Here is a 15065-nt window from a genome sequence, read left to right as displayed (position 1 = left end):
CTTTCCCTCCAGGCAAGAGCTCATCAAGACCATCTTGCGTGCCATCGCCGAGTACAATGTCGATGCCAAACCGTTCGCGTGGACCTACACGGGAGATCCGCTCCGTGTTATGTAACCGTACTTTCAGGACGCTACACTAGTCACTGTTCGTTCGTTTCGGCATCGTGCTCCACGGCAACTTCGGCGGTAGCTTCGACACGTCGCTGGTCCCTGGCCGGGTGGCAGGTCGAACAGATCCAATGAGTTCGCGCCGGTGGCATCCAGAACTTGAGACCCTTACACGCATGACACGGCGTCTTCGGTAGGGCCGGTGAGACAAGCATCGTCACCGTGGTACGACTGGCGCGAGGATCAGTAACGTGCATCTCGTGCTCCGTTAGGTGGAAGAGACGAGGTGCACGCGGTGGGGGGAAACCGACAGTTATCCCTGTGTCGTGAGTTGAACCAGGCATTCCGTTGGGTGCACCCATAGGGCGCGGTCGTCTCGCAGGCTGTTACGGTCTGTACGTTGTTGGTCTCTTTCACGACCTTGACACAGCTGAGCACGCAGCCGAAACCTTGGGAGCCTGCGGCGTCGAATACAGGGTGTGCACGAGAAAGATCGCACCCTCAAAGGAAGGGACGTGTCCACCCCACAGCGATTTGACTACCTATGTCGCGGGGACCGGAGCTCGCGGTCGGCGCGGGCGCACGCCCGGTCTTGCTGGTCGCGCTCGACGAACCGGTAGAAATGGCTCAACTGACCCGCGCCGGTCTTTTCGTGATAGACAAATCCCCACCGCGCCGTTTCGAAAGCGTCAAAGAACCTGTCCCACGTGATGCGCTGAAACGCAGCTTTGATGCGGTACTCCGGGAAGTCAACACGAAGGCCGGTGATGCGTCCACGCGCTCTCCCGAGGGCCGCGGGCCTGCCCCCCCGCCGCTCCGCCCACCGCCTAATCTCTTCATGGTCCACAGTATATCTCGACTCGTCCGGCATGACCGTACTCCCGTCCATCGATCGCTCGAACGTTTCGTCGTCCGATGTTTACCGCGGTACGAGTTTATCCGCTGCGGTTGCCACTAAACGCCGCAGCGCGCCCCTCACCACCGCCATTGATCGGTGAAGTGTACCGAAAAAGTGACCGGCGAACCGGTGAATCGCGCTACCCGAGACCGACCCCCGGCGCAGCCGGGAACCCGCAGGTTGGCCGCCCGCAAGGTATCGTTGAGGGGTTGCGGGGAAATCCTTGAGCAGGACGGTGGCATGTGCCTTGCGCGCCAGTCGGCAGATGGGAGATGCAGTATGCGACCGATCTGGTCGGGCAGCCTCGCGTTTGGTCTGCTGACGATTCCGCGCCTGCGCATTCGCACCGTGGTGCCGTGTGCCGTGCACTCAGTCGACAGCTCGTCGGTGAGCGTGCGCATGAGCGCTCGGCCGTATCCAGGGGCCCATGTCCGAGGCGGTCGCCACCGACCGCGATCACGCACGACGATCGTGATATCTTGATCTCGGGCTGTGCCTTCGACCTCGAGCACCTTGGGGTCCAGCGCGTACGCATGCTCGACGACGTTCATGCATGCCTCAGAACAGGCCACAACGATCTCGGCGGCCTCGTCCTGGGTCGCGCGGGCTTGACGCAACCAGGCGCCCAGCACCGATCGCAGACCCGCAACCACGTTCAGTTCGGCCAGGAGCTCGAGCCGGAAGTGGTCCTGTAAGAGCGGGGTGACACGCAGCGCGAGCAACGCGATGTCATCGTGACCGAGTTCGCCGGGCTGCATCACGTGCAAGAGGTGATCGCAAAGGGCCTCCGGGTCGGTCTTCGCCTCCGCGGCCACGGTCTCAAGGCGATCCAGTCCCTCTTGACTCGGCGCGGCGCGCCCCTCGACGAGCCCGTCAGTAAATAGAATCAACGTTGATTCTGCCGCCAACGTGGCCACTGCCTCCTCGTACGGCGTGGTAAGCACCGTGCCCAGCGGACTATTGGGTCGCCCTCGCAAGTAGGTCGTCACGCCAGTTGCGGACACGACCAGCGGCGCGGGGTGTCCCGCGTTCACGAACGCGAGACGTCCCGTGTCAATCTCGAATTCCGCGTAGATCATCGTCGCCATCTGATGCTCGTGCGCGAGCAGACGGTCTAGGCGTTGTACGACCTCTGCTGGGGGGTGTCCCTCGAACGCATATGCCCGGAGCGCGTGTCTCAACTCCCCCATCGTCGCGGCCGCTTGGATCCCGTGCCCTACCACGTCTCCCATGCATACCCCGATGCGGTTGCCCCTCAACGGGATCACATCGTACCAATCGCCACCGATCTCGACCTCCGCGTTCCCCGGTACATATGAGCGGCGACCACCACGCCGGGCACGACAGAGAACACACCCGGCAGCAAACAGCGTTGGAGCGCATCGGCAATGCCGCGCCCCGTGGTGAGTTCTCTTTCTATTTGACGCCTCCGTCGCACTTCGTGCGTGGTCTCGGTGCAGACCACAAGGACGCCACCCGTGCCGCCGCCCACCGCCGCGACGGGGCTCATGGTCAGCGTGAAATAGCAGTACCCTGCGAGCGCGGTCGTGCCATCGCTCGGGAGCGGCACGTCGATGCCAGCGAAGGCGTCTCCCGTGCGACATACCCGGTCGAGCAGAGGAATCAAGATGGGAGCCGCGGCTGGCAAGACCTCGTCGATCCTTTGACCGTGCACGGGGTGTTCGGAGGGAAAGGTTTCGAGCCACCGATCATTCGCGATCCGAACCCGGTACCGCGGGGTCCACAGCAAAGCGATGGTGGCCGGGGTCCGCGCGACCACCTCCGCGAGGATCGCGTACTCTTGGGCGAATTCGTCCGCGCGTGCCATGCGCCTCGGACACCTCCTGGTCAACGATGCTGTGCACGATCAAACGCAACTCCCATCATTACCGCTTGCGATGCCCGCTACTGCGCTCAAGTGGCGGAGCATCTTGGTCTGTGAACCGCTGTCTGAACCGGAATACGAACACTAGTCGGCGCTTCGGGGCTGCGGCATACGGCTCCTTCGCCGCGCTCCGCAGCCTCCCGAGAACATGTTGCATGCCCAATCCCGCGGAAACAAGAGGTCTTCCGGAGGTATTCCCGGTTCGGCCGACGTGAAACACTGCCGAAGGCCGCGTACGGAGCACCCTCCTGCGAACGATGGTGCGCTTTCCGTTCGGCTGAACCGCATCCTCCAGGTGGTTGTGTTTGACCCACCACGCCTGAAGGGACGGACGCAGCGTTTACCGGCCTACGTGCCGGGTACGTCCCGAGTGAGTATCGCGCGTGGCCGCGGCTCACCGTCCGCATCTCGAAACGGGCGGCAGCTATCTCCGATAACCGCGGGGAGGAGTATGCCAATGTCGGTCGTGCCAGACGTGCAACGAGCGCGTCGACAGCTTAGGTGTCTCGATGCCGGCTATGCCGGCGCCGAAGACAAGGTCCAGGTGTGGAACGGCATCCAAGCGAAACTGCGTGAGTTGCAGATGCTCCACCAACTCCTCCCCGCGGCGCTTCGAGAGAAGAGTTGGCTTCTCGGGATCGAGCGGTACGATCAATGGACCACGGGCAAGGCCGACGGGGAAGCGGCTCTTCAGGCACGGTAACCCAAAGGCGACTCTAGCGACTCGCCTATGCTTTCGGCAATAGGAAGCAGCAAGGGGATGGGCAGTTGTTACCCCGCCTAGCCGATCCCGTCCATCGCGCTCGCGGCCCATCCTGGTCCATCGGCCACTGGCCCGGCCTGGGGTGTTTTTGAACGCCCACCTCGATCTCGATTTCGCCACCGTTCGGTGCCCGGGCGTCCGCCCCTGGCCCGCAATAAGGAGATGCGTCGGCGCGACCGGGGGCCCAAGCCACCGAGCCCCGCCCGATAGTGTTACCGCGGCGACATCCTGCGGTAGTGCCGCCCGGGCGAGCCAGCCGGCGGACTCTCCGCGAGCGGACCCGTAGGCTACTATGCGATCAACACTGCGGAACGTGGCCTGACGGTCTCTCCGGCGGATCTGCAGGCGGAACAATTTCGGGTGTCGACGGACCAGGGTCGGTCGGTGGATCGGTGGGAGTTCAATCTCAGGCCCCGGCGATGGATGCGTCGGGGCTCGCGGGGCGGCTCAATCTCCGACCGTCGTGGACGACCAACCTCCGAACGAATCCAAACCAACGCGCCCGCACCAGCGCGCCTGTCGTCGGCGTTTGCCTTAAGATCACGAAGATCACGCGTTTCCACCCATGCGCCTCATGAGCGCAGCACGATGCACGTCCCGACAGGTACGGCGCCGTACTGCCTGTTTGCCCAGAGGTTCGGAGTGCAAACGCAATCGTCGCATCTCGCTGTGTTTGACTGATGAACAAAGCAGTTACGCTTCCTTGACCCTCGGGTAAAACTGTGACGAGCACTCGGTTGAGCAGCCGAGTAATTCACGCGCAGTATGGGGAGAGCGAGCCTATGAATCGAACTGTCGAGACATCCAACGTCGAGAACGAATCGTTGGACGCCCAGAACAGTCGGCCAAGCGACAACGCGGTCGTACCGACAAAGCGCGGATCGGGGAGGCTATCCGAGGCCGAGGCTAAGGTCCTTTTTGTGAAACTCCGTGAGACGAACGATCCAGCCACCCGTGAGCAACTCATCCTAGTCCATCAGTACCTGGCCATGTATTTCGCGCGTCGGTTCCGCGATCGTGGTGAGCCAATAGAAGACCTCACCCAGGTCGCACAAATCGGGCTCATCAACGCCGTGGACCGATATGACCACACTCGAGGCATACGGTTTGGAACGTATGCGGCCGTGACCATCATAGGAGAACTGCGACGATACTTCAGGGACAAGGTTTGGGCCATTCATATTCCTCGACGGCACCGAGAATTGAACTACCGCTTAATGCACGCCGTCGAGGAGCTGCGCCAGTTGCAGGGCCAGTCTCCGAGCGTCGAAGAGCTTGCGCAACACGTCGGCGTTCCGTTCGATGTCGCGATGGAGGCCCTAGATGCGTCACGTGCATATGCCCCGGTCTCGCTCGACGAAGATATCGTCGACGGAACATCTGAGGACTCCGTCCAACGGATCGAGCAGATTGGCGGCGACGATCCGGCGATCGCTCGCACCGACGATCTCCTTGCCTTGAAACAGGCGTGGGCCCGGTTGCCTGAGAGCGAACGGACCATCTTGACAATGCGATTTCAGCAAGAGTTGCCACAGCAGCAGATCGCGCAGCTATTCCAAGTATCACAGATGCAAATATCCAGGGTTCAGCGTCGCGCATTGTGGCGCCTGCGGGCTTTGATCGGCGAGTAGCGTCTCCTCGCGGACCCGCGACGAACACAATCATTCGAGGGTCCTCCCGCACGAAAGTTCGTACCGAACAGAATGGAGCGGGATGTCTGAGAGTTGCGTGTGGGTGCCCACACCGCGCGGCTCCGCGACCCAACGCCTCCCCCGACGGCCGGGTGTCCCCGGCGCCTGCGCGCTGGCGCGTGAGTCGCAGCCCCTGGTGCGTCGGCTTTCACGGGGAGCCCACAAAGATCGACAGATAGCCTCGGTGACGCCCTCCCCGGCTACCGCCTCCGACGACCGGATCGCGCAAAATCGGCAGGGAGGAGCGCCGAAAATTCGACACGCTGCGGCAATTAGGTTCCGAGTGCCTCACAGCCGTCCACTGCCATCCATCCCACAATTGAAAACGGAAGCCGCGGTGGACATGGGGCCGAGAAAGCAGTAAGCTTGGAATTCGAGGGAAAACAATAAGTTGGCAACCATGACCAAACGGTGGAAGTTCGAGTTCGAGCTGGAACCTTCAACCATCGCGAACGTGCGACGGCAGATCGGCCAAATCATCGAAAACGAGGGCGGCGCTCCTGAAGTGGAAGCTGAAATAGAGGTGGCCGTAGGCGAGATCCTACTAAACGCCAGCCATCACGCCTACCACGGTCGTTCGGGCCCGCTGCAAATCGAAGTTTCCCTTGACCACGGTAGACTGGAGATCCTCATCCATGATCACGGAGCACCCCTCACAACCCCCCCGACGATTCCTCGCAGCCGCCCGATCAGGGTATCTGAGGGCATGGGTCTCTATATGGTTGGTCGGTTGATGGACGAGGCTGAAATCATTCATCCGGCCAAGGACGCGCGCGGCACCGCCGTCCGTCTCGTTAAGAACCTCCATTTGTCGCCTTCCCCCGAGGACGACGACGCAGACGAACCTCTCGACGGGACCTGAACTTTTGGCTACCAGCAGGGAGGGAATGCGCCCGCGACTGGGACCGCCGCAGCCTCCGAAGTGGTCGGGGGCGGCCAGACAGGCCGCCCCCGGGCTTTCGCTCGCGTACTACGAATCGCGCCGCCTGTCCGCAGTTCGAACAATCCCAAACGGCCCCGCCGACCGCGCGATATAGCGACGACTGGCACAGCAATCATCAGTACCTACCTGACCGACTGGCTCGGTTGGCTGGCTGCGCCTGCTGATACGGCCGAGTTTCGGCGAACGCAGCAACCCGTGACGAGAACCTGCGACGACGATTTCTAGCGCGAAGTCCCCGAGCGAACGTGATGTTTTCGCGTCCGACCGCGGCGCCCCGCAGCCGATGGACGATTTTGCACGAAGGATACGCTCGTCGGTTGGTGCCTTCAATCCCAGGCCTACCGCTCTTCACGGTCGCTCCGGGTTCTCCGCTACGTGACCAGCGATCTGACCAGGTCGACCTGCGAGATAGCGCCGGGACTAGCGGCCGACACCGAACAAGAAGAGCAGCAGGATCAGGCCCAGTGGTGCCCCAAGTAACCAGAGCAGAATCAACACCATGGTGTCCCACCTCCTCAATGTGCCTGCCGTCGCTGCACTTGAGACGGTCAGCGCGTCGGCCGTGGCCGCGTGTCGCGCGTTCGATAGTAGGTAAAGGTCATGGGCTCACCCGACGCGAGCCACCCACCAACTACGCTGCCCATCAACCCCACCAACAGGCCCGTGACCGCAGCCAGTGCGCCGTTACGCGCAACCATGGCCGCATTTGGATCCGTCGCCGTCACCGCGGACAGTACCCACGTCGGCGATCCCATGAGCGCGCCATACCACCCGCCGAAGGCGTTCCCAGCCCCTAGTGACAGAAACAGTAAGAGCAGCGGCACGGTGACGAGCCAGGTGAGCGCGCCATGCAACATCGCCGGCTCAGAGCGTCGGATCCCCGCGATCTTGCCTGCAACCCATCCACCGAGCGCAGCCGATAGGAACGCGCCGAAGATTGCAAACACGAGCGCCCCTCGCGAAACATCACCCCATCGCACGATCTGACCCGCTGCACCCAGCTGATGCGCGCCGACGGCGACGGACACCAGCCCGAACACGAGTGCGAGTGCCAGCGCGGATAGTACCCCCACCCAGACCGCGCTCCAATAGACGGGCCATGCGGTCCACTCGCGACCCTCCGCGAGGTCCACCGTCTCAACACCGTCCACACGCATGCTCGATTCCACCACCCTCCGCGGCGACTATTCGTGGAACTCTCCGCTAGCTCTTGCCCCCGTCATGCCCGCGTCTGTCGACTACGATTCTTTCGTGTGCCGCAGGCACCTGACCAGCAAGGCGGGTCACCCGTGGTGACCCGCCCGCTCGATCATTCCACGTCATCCCCGGCGTTTAAGGAAACATCGAAATCGTGACGACCGCCCCGCGAACTGAGACGACGGCTTGGTCGGAATCCGTTTGTCCGCACTATGCCTCGGCGTCGCCGGCTTGCCCGTTGATAGCCTCGGACAAGTCTGTGAGCACCTCGTCGGCCTTCTTTTCTTCCTCCAACGTTTGACGCAGCAGCTTCATCGCTTCCTGGTCGCCCAGGGTTTCGGCGTACGCGATCACGCTGCCGTAGCCAGCCATCTCGTAATGCTCAACGCGCTGGGCGGCAGAGATCAGCCCCGCGTCTTTCACAGCGGGGGCGGCGTCTTCCTCAATCCTCTCTGCGCCTTCCTCCAAGACGCCCTCCATGCCACGGCACTTCTTCCCCTTGCCGCTCGTCCCGAGGCTCTCGAAGATCTGCTCAAGCCGGCGGACCTGCTCCATCGTTTCCGCTAGGTGGTGGCGCAACGCTTGCTTGAACTCTTCCGACGCGGCGGCGCGGACCACTCGTGGGAGCGCCTTGGTGATCTGTTGTTCCGCGCTGTACAGGTCCTTCAGTTCGTCCAGGAACAAATCGTGAAGCGAGCCGAGCTTGTGGTCCGACCGGACCCCGCTCCCCGTCGCGCGCCCCCGTCCCCGTGTTATCGGCCTTGGCATCTCGTTACCTCCCAGTCCGAATGCGGGCGTGAGCAGCGATTCAGCCGCCGCCCGCACCTGTTGATGCTGCCGCCGCTACTCGCGGCCGCCCTGGCTGCCCCGCTCGGTTCCACGCGGCCTGTCGCGATCGCCGCCCTCTCCTCGCCCGCTGCCGTGACTCTGGCCGCCGCGATCGCTCCCCCCGTGGCCGCCCTGGCCGCCTCGCTCCTGTCCCCCCGGCGTCCCACGGTCATGACCTTCCCCTTGCCCGTTGCTGCGCCCCTCACCAGTACGCTCGCTCCCCCCATGACCGCCCTGACCTCCCCGCTCGATCGCGCGGTCACGATCTTCCTCCTGTCCGCTACTGTGCCCGCCCGATTGGCCGCCTTGACTCTCGTCCATGCACTGCGATTCCATGGCTACACCTCCACGTCGTTGGCCGATCGCTGTATGTGTTTCCTATCATGCTCAGATCAAACCGGCTCGTGAGGCGCTGCCGATCAGATCCGATTATCGATCTGTACCCGGGGAAAACGGTTGGTGACGGTTTGGACCAACACGCTTTGGGGAGGGAATGACGATGGCGAAATACGGAAAGGTGGCACATGCGAAAGTCGAGCGCGCGTTGCACGAAGAGAAACGGGGTCACCTCCGCAGCGGCCGTACGGGCCAGAAAGTCACGAGCCGCGAGCAGGCCATCGCGATTGGGCTCTCTGAGGCCCGCAAGACTCGAGCGAAGGTGCCCCCGGCACGGAGGCGCAGGTCGAGCGCCAAGAAGCGTTAGGCTCCGTCCAGGCCACCCCCTGACGCCGGTCTCGGCCTCCATGCACTGGCCCGACTTGGGGCATCCCACAGGCGTCGCGCTCACCGACGCGCCTCTGCGGGGACTATCGACATTATTGATCGCTGTATAAGTAAAGTCCTACTTTAACTCGATTATGCATTTTGGCTCTTCAGGAAATCGAGTGAGTAACTGAGGCGGGATGCGCTATGCTCTTGCCCAGAGAAGAGGGGGCAGAGCGATGCGCGACGTGGAGTTGTTCGCGACGATCTTGGGCCTGACACCACCGTGGAAAGTGGTGGCGGTGGACGTGGACGTCAAAGGCGAGCAGGTCACGGTGACAGTGGACCCCGGCCCGGGCCCGTTCTCGTGTCCGGAGCGTCCGGCGGTCTCGCCGGGTACGATCGCAACCCGCGGCGGTGGCGGCACCTGGACACGTGTCAGCTGCAGACGTGGATTGAGGCGGAGATCCCCCGCGTGCAGTGTCCGCAGCATGGCGTCAAACAGATCGCGATCCCCTGGGACGAACCGGGGAGCCAGTTCACCCTCATCTTTGAGCGGCTCGCCGTCGACTTTCTCCGGGAATGCTCGGTCACCGGCGCAGCCGCCCTACTCCGGATCCGTTGGGACAAAACGTGGGGCATCAAGGCCCGGGCAGTCAGGCGCGGGCTGGCGCGCCGGACCGCGGAGCCGATCCCGCAGCTGGGCGTCGATGAGAAGGCGATCACCAAGGGCCACCGCTATTTGACCGTCGTCGCGGACTTGCAGCGCCAACGGGTGCTCTTCCTGAACGACGATCGCACCGCGGAGAGCCCGGATGCGTTCTGGCCGACCTGCACCCCCCACGCAGCGCGACAACATCGAGGCCGTGGCCATGGACATGTGGGAGCCGCATATCCAGTCGGTTCGCACACACCTGCCGCACGGGGGTGCGAAGATCGTCTTTGACAAGTTTCACATCGTCAAGCATCTGCATGAGGCGGTCGACAAGGTACGGCGAACCGAGCACCGCGTGCTATTGCGCCAGGCTGACCAGCGGCTCGGAGGCGCTCATCGAAGGACTCGCGCTGCAAATTGATTGCGGTTCCGGAGGTATGGTCATGCTCGCACGTGATTTTTCCGTAACCTGTTAGTACTACAACGAGACTTTGCGGTGGAAGCTCGCAGCAGCGGATATTCTGGCGTTGATCTGCGTACAATTGTACGGTGCTTGGCCCAGTCTGATCGCGGTTTCTGCCCCGTAGAAGGCCAGATCCCTGGTATCCGGAGGGCCGGACCTGATCGATGGTACGGATGTCTCGTTGTAGTATTAGAGGATGTGGTTTCGCGCCACGTCCCCCATGAACCCGCGACAGGGAGCCTCACTACGTACACCCCACCCCTCAGCGAGAGACGGTTCAATCAAACTCCTCAGACCACATGCCTCGGCGGTCTGAGGCGGAGCCTCATTAGACGTTTACTACTGGCCGCTTCGCCGAATCGGTGTGGTCGTTGATACGTCGAACAACAAGATCGTCGCGCTCATCGTAAGCATGGACGATGGCTACCGAACCGACAAAGGCATCGGCGTAGGCGTGGGCGTGGACACAGTACGCAGCGCGTATGGTATGGAAGATGGACCCGATACCAGCAGAGACGGCAGTGTGCTAGTCTACGATGGGTTAGGAGTAGCGGTTTTGCTGGATGCGGCCGGGCCGTTGGCCGGTCATGTATCTGAGATCTATGTCTTTGTACCGGGGCAGTACAAGACGATCTTTCAACAGATGCCCAGTCGGCCGGGGAGTAAGCTCACCGGGCAGCCACGGTAGGAGCTTTCGCGTGCATGTCCTGCTGGCCGCCGCACGGTACCTGGTTCCACAGCTACGGCGTGTCGACGATCGGCAACGACACTCCAAGACGGGCCGTCGTCCCCGCGGGTGTGTCGTTTCGACCTCGACAGTTCCCACCGAGGCCTTCATCACACCAAGCCCGTGACCGCCCCATCCTTCGTTCGACCCGGTCGCCACCTCCCGCTGTCTGCCACGTCGATGCGAAGCATCGATTCGCCTCGTCGCACGGCAATGTGCAGGGCTACCGTGGCAAGTTTGAAAGCCCAGTGATTGGAAATAGACCCGTCAGGAACGGCACACTGCGAGCCTGGTTCGACAAGGAGGACAGGGATGGCGTGTGTTCACCAGATCCACAGAAGCGTGGCGGTCGCGGCGTGTCTTTGCCTGTTGGGCAGCCTCGTGCTTCCAAGTGTGTCCCAGGCCAAGTCGGCCGCGGAGATCGACGCGAGCGTGGATGCGGCACTCGCACGCTTCGCAAAGCAGGTGAAAGGATCCGAGCAGTTCCTTCACAACGCCAAGGCAGTCCTCGTGTTCCCGAGCGTGATTCAGGCGGGCATCGGAGTCGGAGGGCAGTACGGCGAGGGCGCGATGCGAATCCGCGGGAAGACCACCGCATACTACAGCATCACGTCCGCGTCGGTCGGATTCCAACTCGGCGCCCAGACCAAGGACATCATCATTGCGCTCTTGGACAGCGAGGCTCTCAGGAACTTCCAGAACAAGGAGGGCTGGCAGGTCGGCGTTGACGGATCGGTCGTCCTAGTGAACGTCGGGGCGGCCGCCGACATCAACTCGATGAAACTCAATCAACCGATCGTGGGGTTCGTCGTGGGGCAAAAGGGACTGATGTACAATCTGACCCTTCAAGGGTCGAAGATCACCAAACTGCACAAATAAGTTCGGACGGGAGGATGGATATGCGCAAGTTGGCGATGGTGGCGGTGGGTGCGCTGTTGGGGTCAGCAGTGCTCAGCGGTGTGGCGTCGGCTCAGCAGTATCCGAGCGTCTCGAATCTCCAGGCGTTCAGCGCGCAGGCCAACTACATGTCGCTGCCCGGCTATCTACGGTACTTGGTCAACCAGCAATCGGGGCAGTGGCTCACGTACCAGGAAGCGTCTCGGATTGTCCAGCAGCAGAAGGGCCAGTAGAACGGGCACGCGACTGAAATCTAGGCCGGCAGCGAACAGACCGGATCGTCACGAGACGGGAGAAAGACCTCATCCTGAGGAGGATTCGCTATGAAAGGACTGCTTGCGGTCTTTGCACTAGTCGCGATCGCCGCACTCGCCCCCGCCCTTGCGGTGGCGCAATCGACGTTCTCTCCGACCGGCCCGACCGAGAACACCAAAGGTATCATTGCGAAAATTCAATCAATCGCGTGCGCGACTGCGAACCAGGACTCGTGCAGAACTCAGCTCGTGATTACCGCGGGACCAACGAGCGGCTCCCAAACGCCCGGCCATCCTGTTGCGACTGTCGCACCGATCACGGTTCTCATCATGCCGCAGACGCCAATCATGTGGACTCGCTTCAATAGGACTGTTAAACCGAACCAACTCAAGCCAGGGGACGCCGTCGATATCGATTACCACAATGTTGGAGGCGTGAACGTCGCAACGCGAGTGAATGTATCGCTCCAGTAGCGACGTGAGCAAGAGCCGGTCACTCGGGGCGGCCCTTTGTCCGGCCGCAACGCCTTCAGCGACGCATGGCCAAGGCCGTCCTCGAGGTACTGGTAGTACGCGGGGTGCCCGTGTTGGGCAGATCCGCGTGTGGGACCTTCGCGGGATTGGAACGCGTGGAGTCGCTAAGGTGACTTCAGTATCTCGCCCATTCAACAGCAGATGGCAACTCTCGTCGCAAGCAGCGAGGCCGTCCAGAAGGTGGAGTCGAAGTGAGCGTGTCGAAAGTTGGCGGTTGATTCGCCTTACGAGCATTATGGTCGGCACCGACCTAAACCGACAAAGGGCACGCCTTCGCCGATGATAAGTTAAGATGTTTCAATTAGAGGTGCTCGGGTACTGCAGTAGTATGAGTGTCGTATTTCGTGGCCAAGGCTGGCGATTCGCATGTTCGTTACTGGTCGGTGGGGGTTGGTTAGGGATGGCGTCTGCCCTGCCTGACCCGCCGTCTCAGTTTGTCATGTACACGCTTGGGGAGTTGTGCCTGTTGTTTGCCTTACTCCATCTGCTAGAAAGCCACCGTGTACGGTACGTGGCGGACGGAGCTGTGGGTGGACACCGTGCGCTGTCCTGAGCGATCCGCGAACACGCTAACGTGCAGCCCGTAAAGCGTAATACGGGAAGGGTCCTGGGCTCAAAGCGGGCACCAGGGCCCTTCTCCGTACCCTCCCTGCACGTCCGGCGGACTTTAGTGAACGATGAGCGCACTTTCGTCCCCACCCTCAATCGCTCATAGGGCCTCCTCGGAACGTTCACCCCGCAAAATTGCCTGGTCCGTTCCCCATCTTGCACGCACCTCTTCACGCATGCTAAACGTCCATAGGTTTCGATGTACAGACATTGTGACGCTGGAACACGGCCGCATTTTGGCGTGGGAGCGGAAAGGGTATCGAATGGGCGCGAACTTGTCCGATGTAGCGAAGACAACGATCGTGGCGGCACTGGCCTCGGGACAGTCTTAGCACTCAGTCGCCAAGGAACTTGGCGTCGGGGAAAGCGACAGTACACCGCATCGCGAGAGACATCCCCAGCCTGGAACGTTCCCGTCTCGCCAAAGCCACCGCAGCGCGCCAGGACTACGTAGGGCCGCCCAGTTGGCCGCCCTGAACGAGGCGTTCGACAGAGTCCGCCGCACCCGTCCAAAAGGAGGCCCACACCTGAGACAGCCTGGCCATTGGCGCAAGTAGCCCGGCTGCGGACCCGGAAGACATCGCAGGTGGGTTAGACGTAGATGTTGGCGTACCGCCGGTGCCCTGCGATGGGCTCCGGGGCGAGAGCATCCCGCTGGGTGCCCGGATCGTGGCCGTCGCGGACGCGTATAGCGCGATGATGGATGACCGCGCCTACCGCAAGGGGCGGACCAAGGAGGACGCGCTTGGCGACCTCCAGCGCGGCGCCGGCACCCAGTTCGACCCCCGCGTGGTCGAGGTGTTTTGTCGCATCGTGCAGCACGACGTGCTGCCCCAGGTGGTGCCGCAAAGTGCGGCGCCCGAATACGCCGGGGTGCGCCCGGCCGTCGAGGCGATCGCGCGATCTCTGACCCAGGCGCGGCAGGCCGGACGGGCGATGCCGGCGATGGCGGACGTCGTCAAGCGTCTGCTCCGGCCGTTGGACCTCCCGGCCGCGCTGGACGAGATTCTGGGTGAGATCCAAGAGGTGTCGCCCAGTGGACAGGAAGCGACGATCAGCTTGGGCAGTCGCAAGTATGCGTGGCGACACAGTCGCTTGCGCGGACGCGCGGGTGCGGATACATGGATCGGGTTCGGCATTCTGACCTACAACCTGGACCGCATGGTGGCGATCGGTGCCAAGCGGTAGGCTCGGGCGAACGGGATCACTCGCCCCCTCGGCCCACCACCTGCTCCACGCCAGACGTGACGCTCGAATCGCGTATTTCATGTCGAACTTAAGTTAGTCGTGAGCAAAAGGCAGACATCGCGGCGTTCCCACCAACCGAAGGAGGACCCGTCTGTGTTGGAATATACGAGGGCTGGAGGGTTTTGTTCGCGAATCTCAGAAAACCGGCCACTGGGCCGCTCCGGATGCTCATGGCGCGCCGTGATATCGTCGCCCACTTGTCGGATCTGTCAAAGTTCCCGGATGCGTCGCTAACGGCTATGCCGGACGCGATTCGCCGCATCCGGCAGGAGGCCGGGATCACCGATCCCATCTCAGCGGCTGCGCGGGCGACCGATTCGGCGTGCCTATTGGGCTATGTCGCCGCCCTGTCGGATGCCGTCCTGGCGCTTAATTTCATGATGAAGGCCGGGACGCTCCCAAAGAACACGAAGATCGAGAAGGTACTGCGCGAGCTGGATGTCGCTCTCTGCCACAGGACGCTCTGGGCCCACCTCACCACCTTGGATGCAGCTACCAAAGCGGGGAAGCCCCCGATCGAGTCGCTCTTCACCTCCCTCCTCCCTCGGCCGAAGCGTAAGCACTAATCCGCATTGTCCCCGTGGCGGTTGCCTGTCCGCGCCGCCACGGGTGAGGTACTCTGAGAGGGTGCCTACCACCACTCCTCCTGTCGCTGTCACTCAG

General features: G+C 62.4%; 14 protein-coding genes and 2 pseudogenes. 11 read left to right on the top strand and 5 right to left on the bottom strand.

Features of this window, described 5'->3' with window-relative positions; translation table 11 throughout:
- Positions 1 to 646 precede the first annotated feature (646 nt).
- The 3 genes from VKZ50_17160 to VKZ50_17150 form a co-directional block, all read right to left on the bottom strand.
- Positions 647 to 979, bottom strand: coding sequence for a hypothetical protein (locus VKZ50_17160; protein HLJ61456.1), 333 nt, complete (start codon positions 977 to 979; stop codon positions 647 to 649).
- 104 nt (positions 980 to 1083) lie between these two features.
- Entirely contained in the window at positions 1084 to 2274 is a 1191-nt protein-coding gene (locus VKZ50_17155) for a SpoIIE family protein phosphatase (protein HLJ61455.1), read from the bottom strand.
- Positions 2271 to 2834, bottom strand: coding sequence for a PAS domain-containing protein (locus tag VKZ50_17150; protein ID HLJ61454.1), 564 nt, complete (start codon positions 2832 to 2834; stop codon positions 2271 to 2273). Before VKZ50_17150 ends, VKZ50_17155 begins: the two co-directional genes overlap by 4 nt.
- 514 nt (positions 2835 to 3348) lie before the next feature.
- On the opposite strand from VKZ50_17150, the gene VKZ50_17145 reads away from it, so the two are divergent.
- The 3 genes from VKZ50_17145 to VKZ50_17135 all read left to right on the top strand — a co-directional run bounded on the left by VKZ50_17145 (position 3349) and on the right by VKZ50_17135 (position 6207).
- Positions 3349 to 3594, top strand: coding sequence for a hypothetical protein (locus tag VKZ50_17145; GenBank protein HLJ61453.1), 246 nt, complete (start codon positions 3349 to 3351; stop codon positions 3592 to 3594).
- Positions 3595 to 4436: 842 nt separating this feature from the next.
- Positions 4437 to 5285 carry a SigB/SigF/SigG family RNA polymerase sigma factor gene (locus VKZ50_17140; GenBank protein ID HLJ61452.1) on the top strand — a complete coding sequence of 283 codons (849 nt, stop codon included), beginning with the start codon at positions 4437 to 4439 and terminating at the stop codon, positions 5283 to 5285.
- 460 nt (positions 5286 to 5745) lie between these two features.
- The gene (locus VKZ50_17135; protein HLJ61451.1) at positions 5746 to 6207 is read left to right on the top strand and encodes an ATP-binding protein; all 462 of its coding nucleotides are present in this window, start codon (positions 5746 to 5748) and stop codon (positions 6205 to 6207) included.
- 629 nt (positions 6208 to 6836) lie between these two features.
- Here the strand turns inward: VKZ50_17135 and VKZ50_17130 are convergent.
- Both VKZ50_17130 and VKZ50_17125 read right to left on the bottom strand, forming a co-directional pair.
- Positions 6837 to 7445: a hypothetical protein gene (locus tag VKZ50_17130; GenBank protein ID HLJ61450.1), complete on the bottom strand. Its 609-nt coding sequence runs from the start codon at positions 7443 to 7445 to the stop codon at positions 6837 to 6839.
- 250 nt (positions 7446 to 7695) lie between these two features.
- Positions 7696 to 8310, bottom strand: coding sequence for a ferritin-like domain-containing protein (locus VKZ50_17125; GenBank protein ID HLJ61449.1), 615 nt, complete (start codon positions 8308 to 8310; stop codon positions 7696 to 7698).
- A 496-nt stretch (positions 8311 to 8806) separates the two neighbouring features.
- Here VKZ50_17125 and VKZ50_17120 point away from each other — a divergent pair, with 496 nt between their 5' ends.
- From VKZ50_17120 to VKZ50_17085, 8 genes and pseudogenes are all read left to right on the top strand, one after another.
- The gene (locus VKZ50_17120; protein ID HLJ61448.1) at positions 8807 to 9016 is read left to right on the top strand and encodes a DUF6496 domain-containing protein; all 210 of its coding nucleotides are present in this window, start codon (positions 8807 to 8809) and stop codon (positions 9014 to 9016) included.
- A 366-nt stretch (positions 9017 to 9382) separates the two neighbouring features.
- On the top strand, positions 9383 to 9961 hold the full coding sequence (locus VKZ50_17115) for a transposase family protein (protein ID HLJ61447.1): 579 nt from the start codon (positions 9383 to 9385) through the stop codon (positions 9959 to 9961).
- A 1211-nt stretch (positions 9962 to 11172) separates the two neighbouring features.
- The gene (locus VKZ50_17110) at positions 11173 to 11739 is read left to right on the top strand and encodes a YSC84-related protein (protein ID HLJ61446.1); all 567 of its coding nucleotides are present in this window, start codon (positions 11173 to 11175) and stop codon (positions 11737 to 11739) included.
- 20 nt (positions 11740 to 11759) lie between these two features.
- Positions 11760 to 11990, top strand: a complete 231-nt coding sequence (locus tag VKZ50_17105) for a hypothetical protein (GenBank protein HLJ61445.1) — start codon at positions 11760 to 11762, stop codon at positions 11988 to 11990.
- A 90-nt stretch (positions 11991 to 12080) separates the two neighbouring features.
- Positions 12081 to 12485: a hypothetical protein gene (locus tag VKZ50_17100; protein HLJ61444.1), complete on the top strand. Its 405-nt coding sequence runs from the start codon at positions 12081 to 12083 to the stop codon at positions 12483 to 12485.
- Positions 12486 to 13772: 1287 nt separating this feature from the next.
- Positions 13773 to 13934: pseudogene (locus tag VKZ50_17095) on the top strand (HD domain-containing phosphohydrolase).
- A 255-nt stretch (positions 13935 to 14189) separates the two neighbouring features.
- A pseudogene (locus VKZ50_17090) lies at positions 14190 to 14342 on the top strand (ISNCY family transposase).
- 182 nt (positions 14343 to 14524) lie between these two features.
- Complete coding sequence (locus VKZ50_17085) at positions 14525 to 14968, top strand: hypothetical protein (GenBank protein ID HLJ61443.1); 444 nt, start codon at positions 14525 to 14527, stop codon at positions 14966 to 14968.
- Positions 14969 to 15065: the final 97 nt, after the last annotated feature.

Source organism: bacterium, assembly GCA_035295165.1.
Lineage (GTDB): Bacteria > Sysuimicrobiota > Sysuimicrobiia > Sysuimicrobiales > Segetimicrobiaceae > JAJPIA01.
Note: the sequence above shows the minus strand (reverse complement) of the source record. Positions and strands in the feature narration are given on the sequence as shown.

Coding starts and splice junctions, on each gene's coding strand:
- VKZ50_17100 (HLJ61444.1), top strand. CDS start 12,081: ATGAAAGGACTGCTTGCGGTCTTTGCACTAGTCGCGATCGCCGCACTC.
- VKZ50_17140 (HLJ61452.1), top strand. CDS start 4,437: ATGAATCGAACTGTCGAGACATCCAACGTCGAGAACGAATCGTTGGAC.
- VKZ50_17135 (HLJ61451.1), top strand. CDS start 5,746: ATGACCAAACGGTGGAAGTTCGAGTTCGAGCTGGAACCTTCAACCATC.
- VKZ50_17110 (HLJ61446.1), top strand. CDS start 11,173: ATGGCGTGTGTTCACCAGATCCACAGAAGCGTGGCGGTCGCGGCGTGT.
- VKZ50_17145 (HLJ61453.1), top strand. CDS start 3,349: ATGTCGGTCGTGCCAGACGTGCAACGAGCGCGTCGACAGCTTAGGTGT.
- VKZ50_17150 (HLJ61454.1), bottom strand. CDS start 2,834: ATGGCACGCGCGGACGAATTCGCCCAAGAGTACGCGATCCTCGCGGAG.
- VKZ50_17130 (HLJ61450.1), bottom strand. CDS start 7,445: ATGCGTGTGGACGGTGTTGAGACGGTGGACCTCGCGGAGGGTCGCGAG.
- VKZ50_17120 (HLJ61448.1), top strand. CDS start 8,807: ATGACGATGGCGAAATACGGAAAGGTGGCACATGCGAAAGTCGAGCGC.
- VKZ50_17160 (HLJ61456.1), bottom strand. CDS start 979: ATGCCGGACGAGTCGAGATATACTGTGGACCATGAAGAGATTAGGCGG.
- VKZ50_17105 (HLJ61445.1), top strand. CDS start 11,760: ATGCGCAAGTTGGCGATGGTGGCGGTGGGTGCGCTGTTGGGGTCAGCA.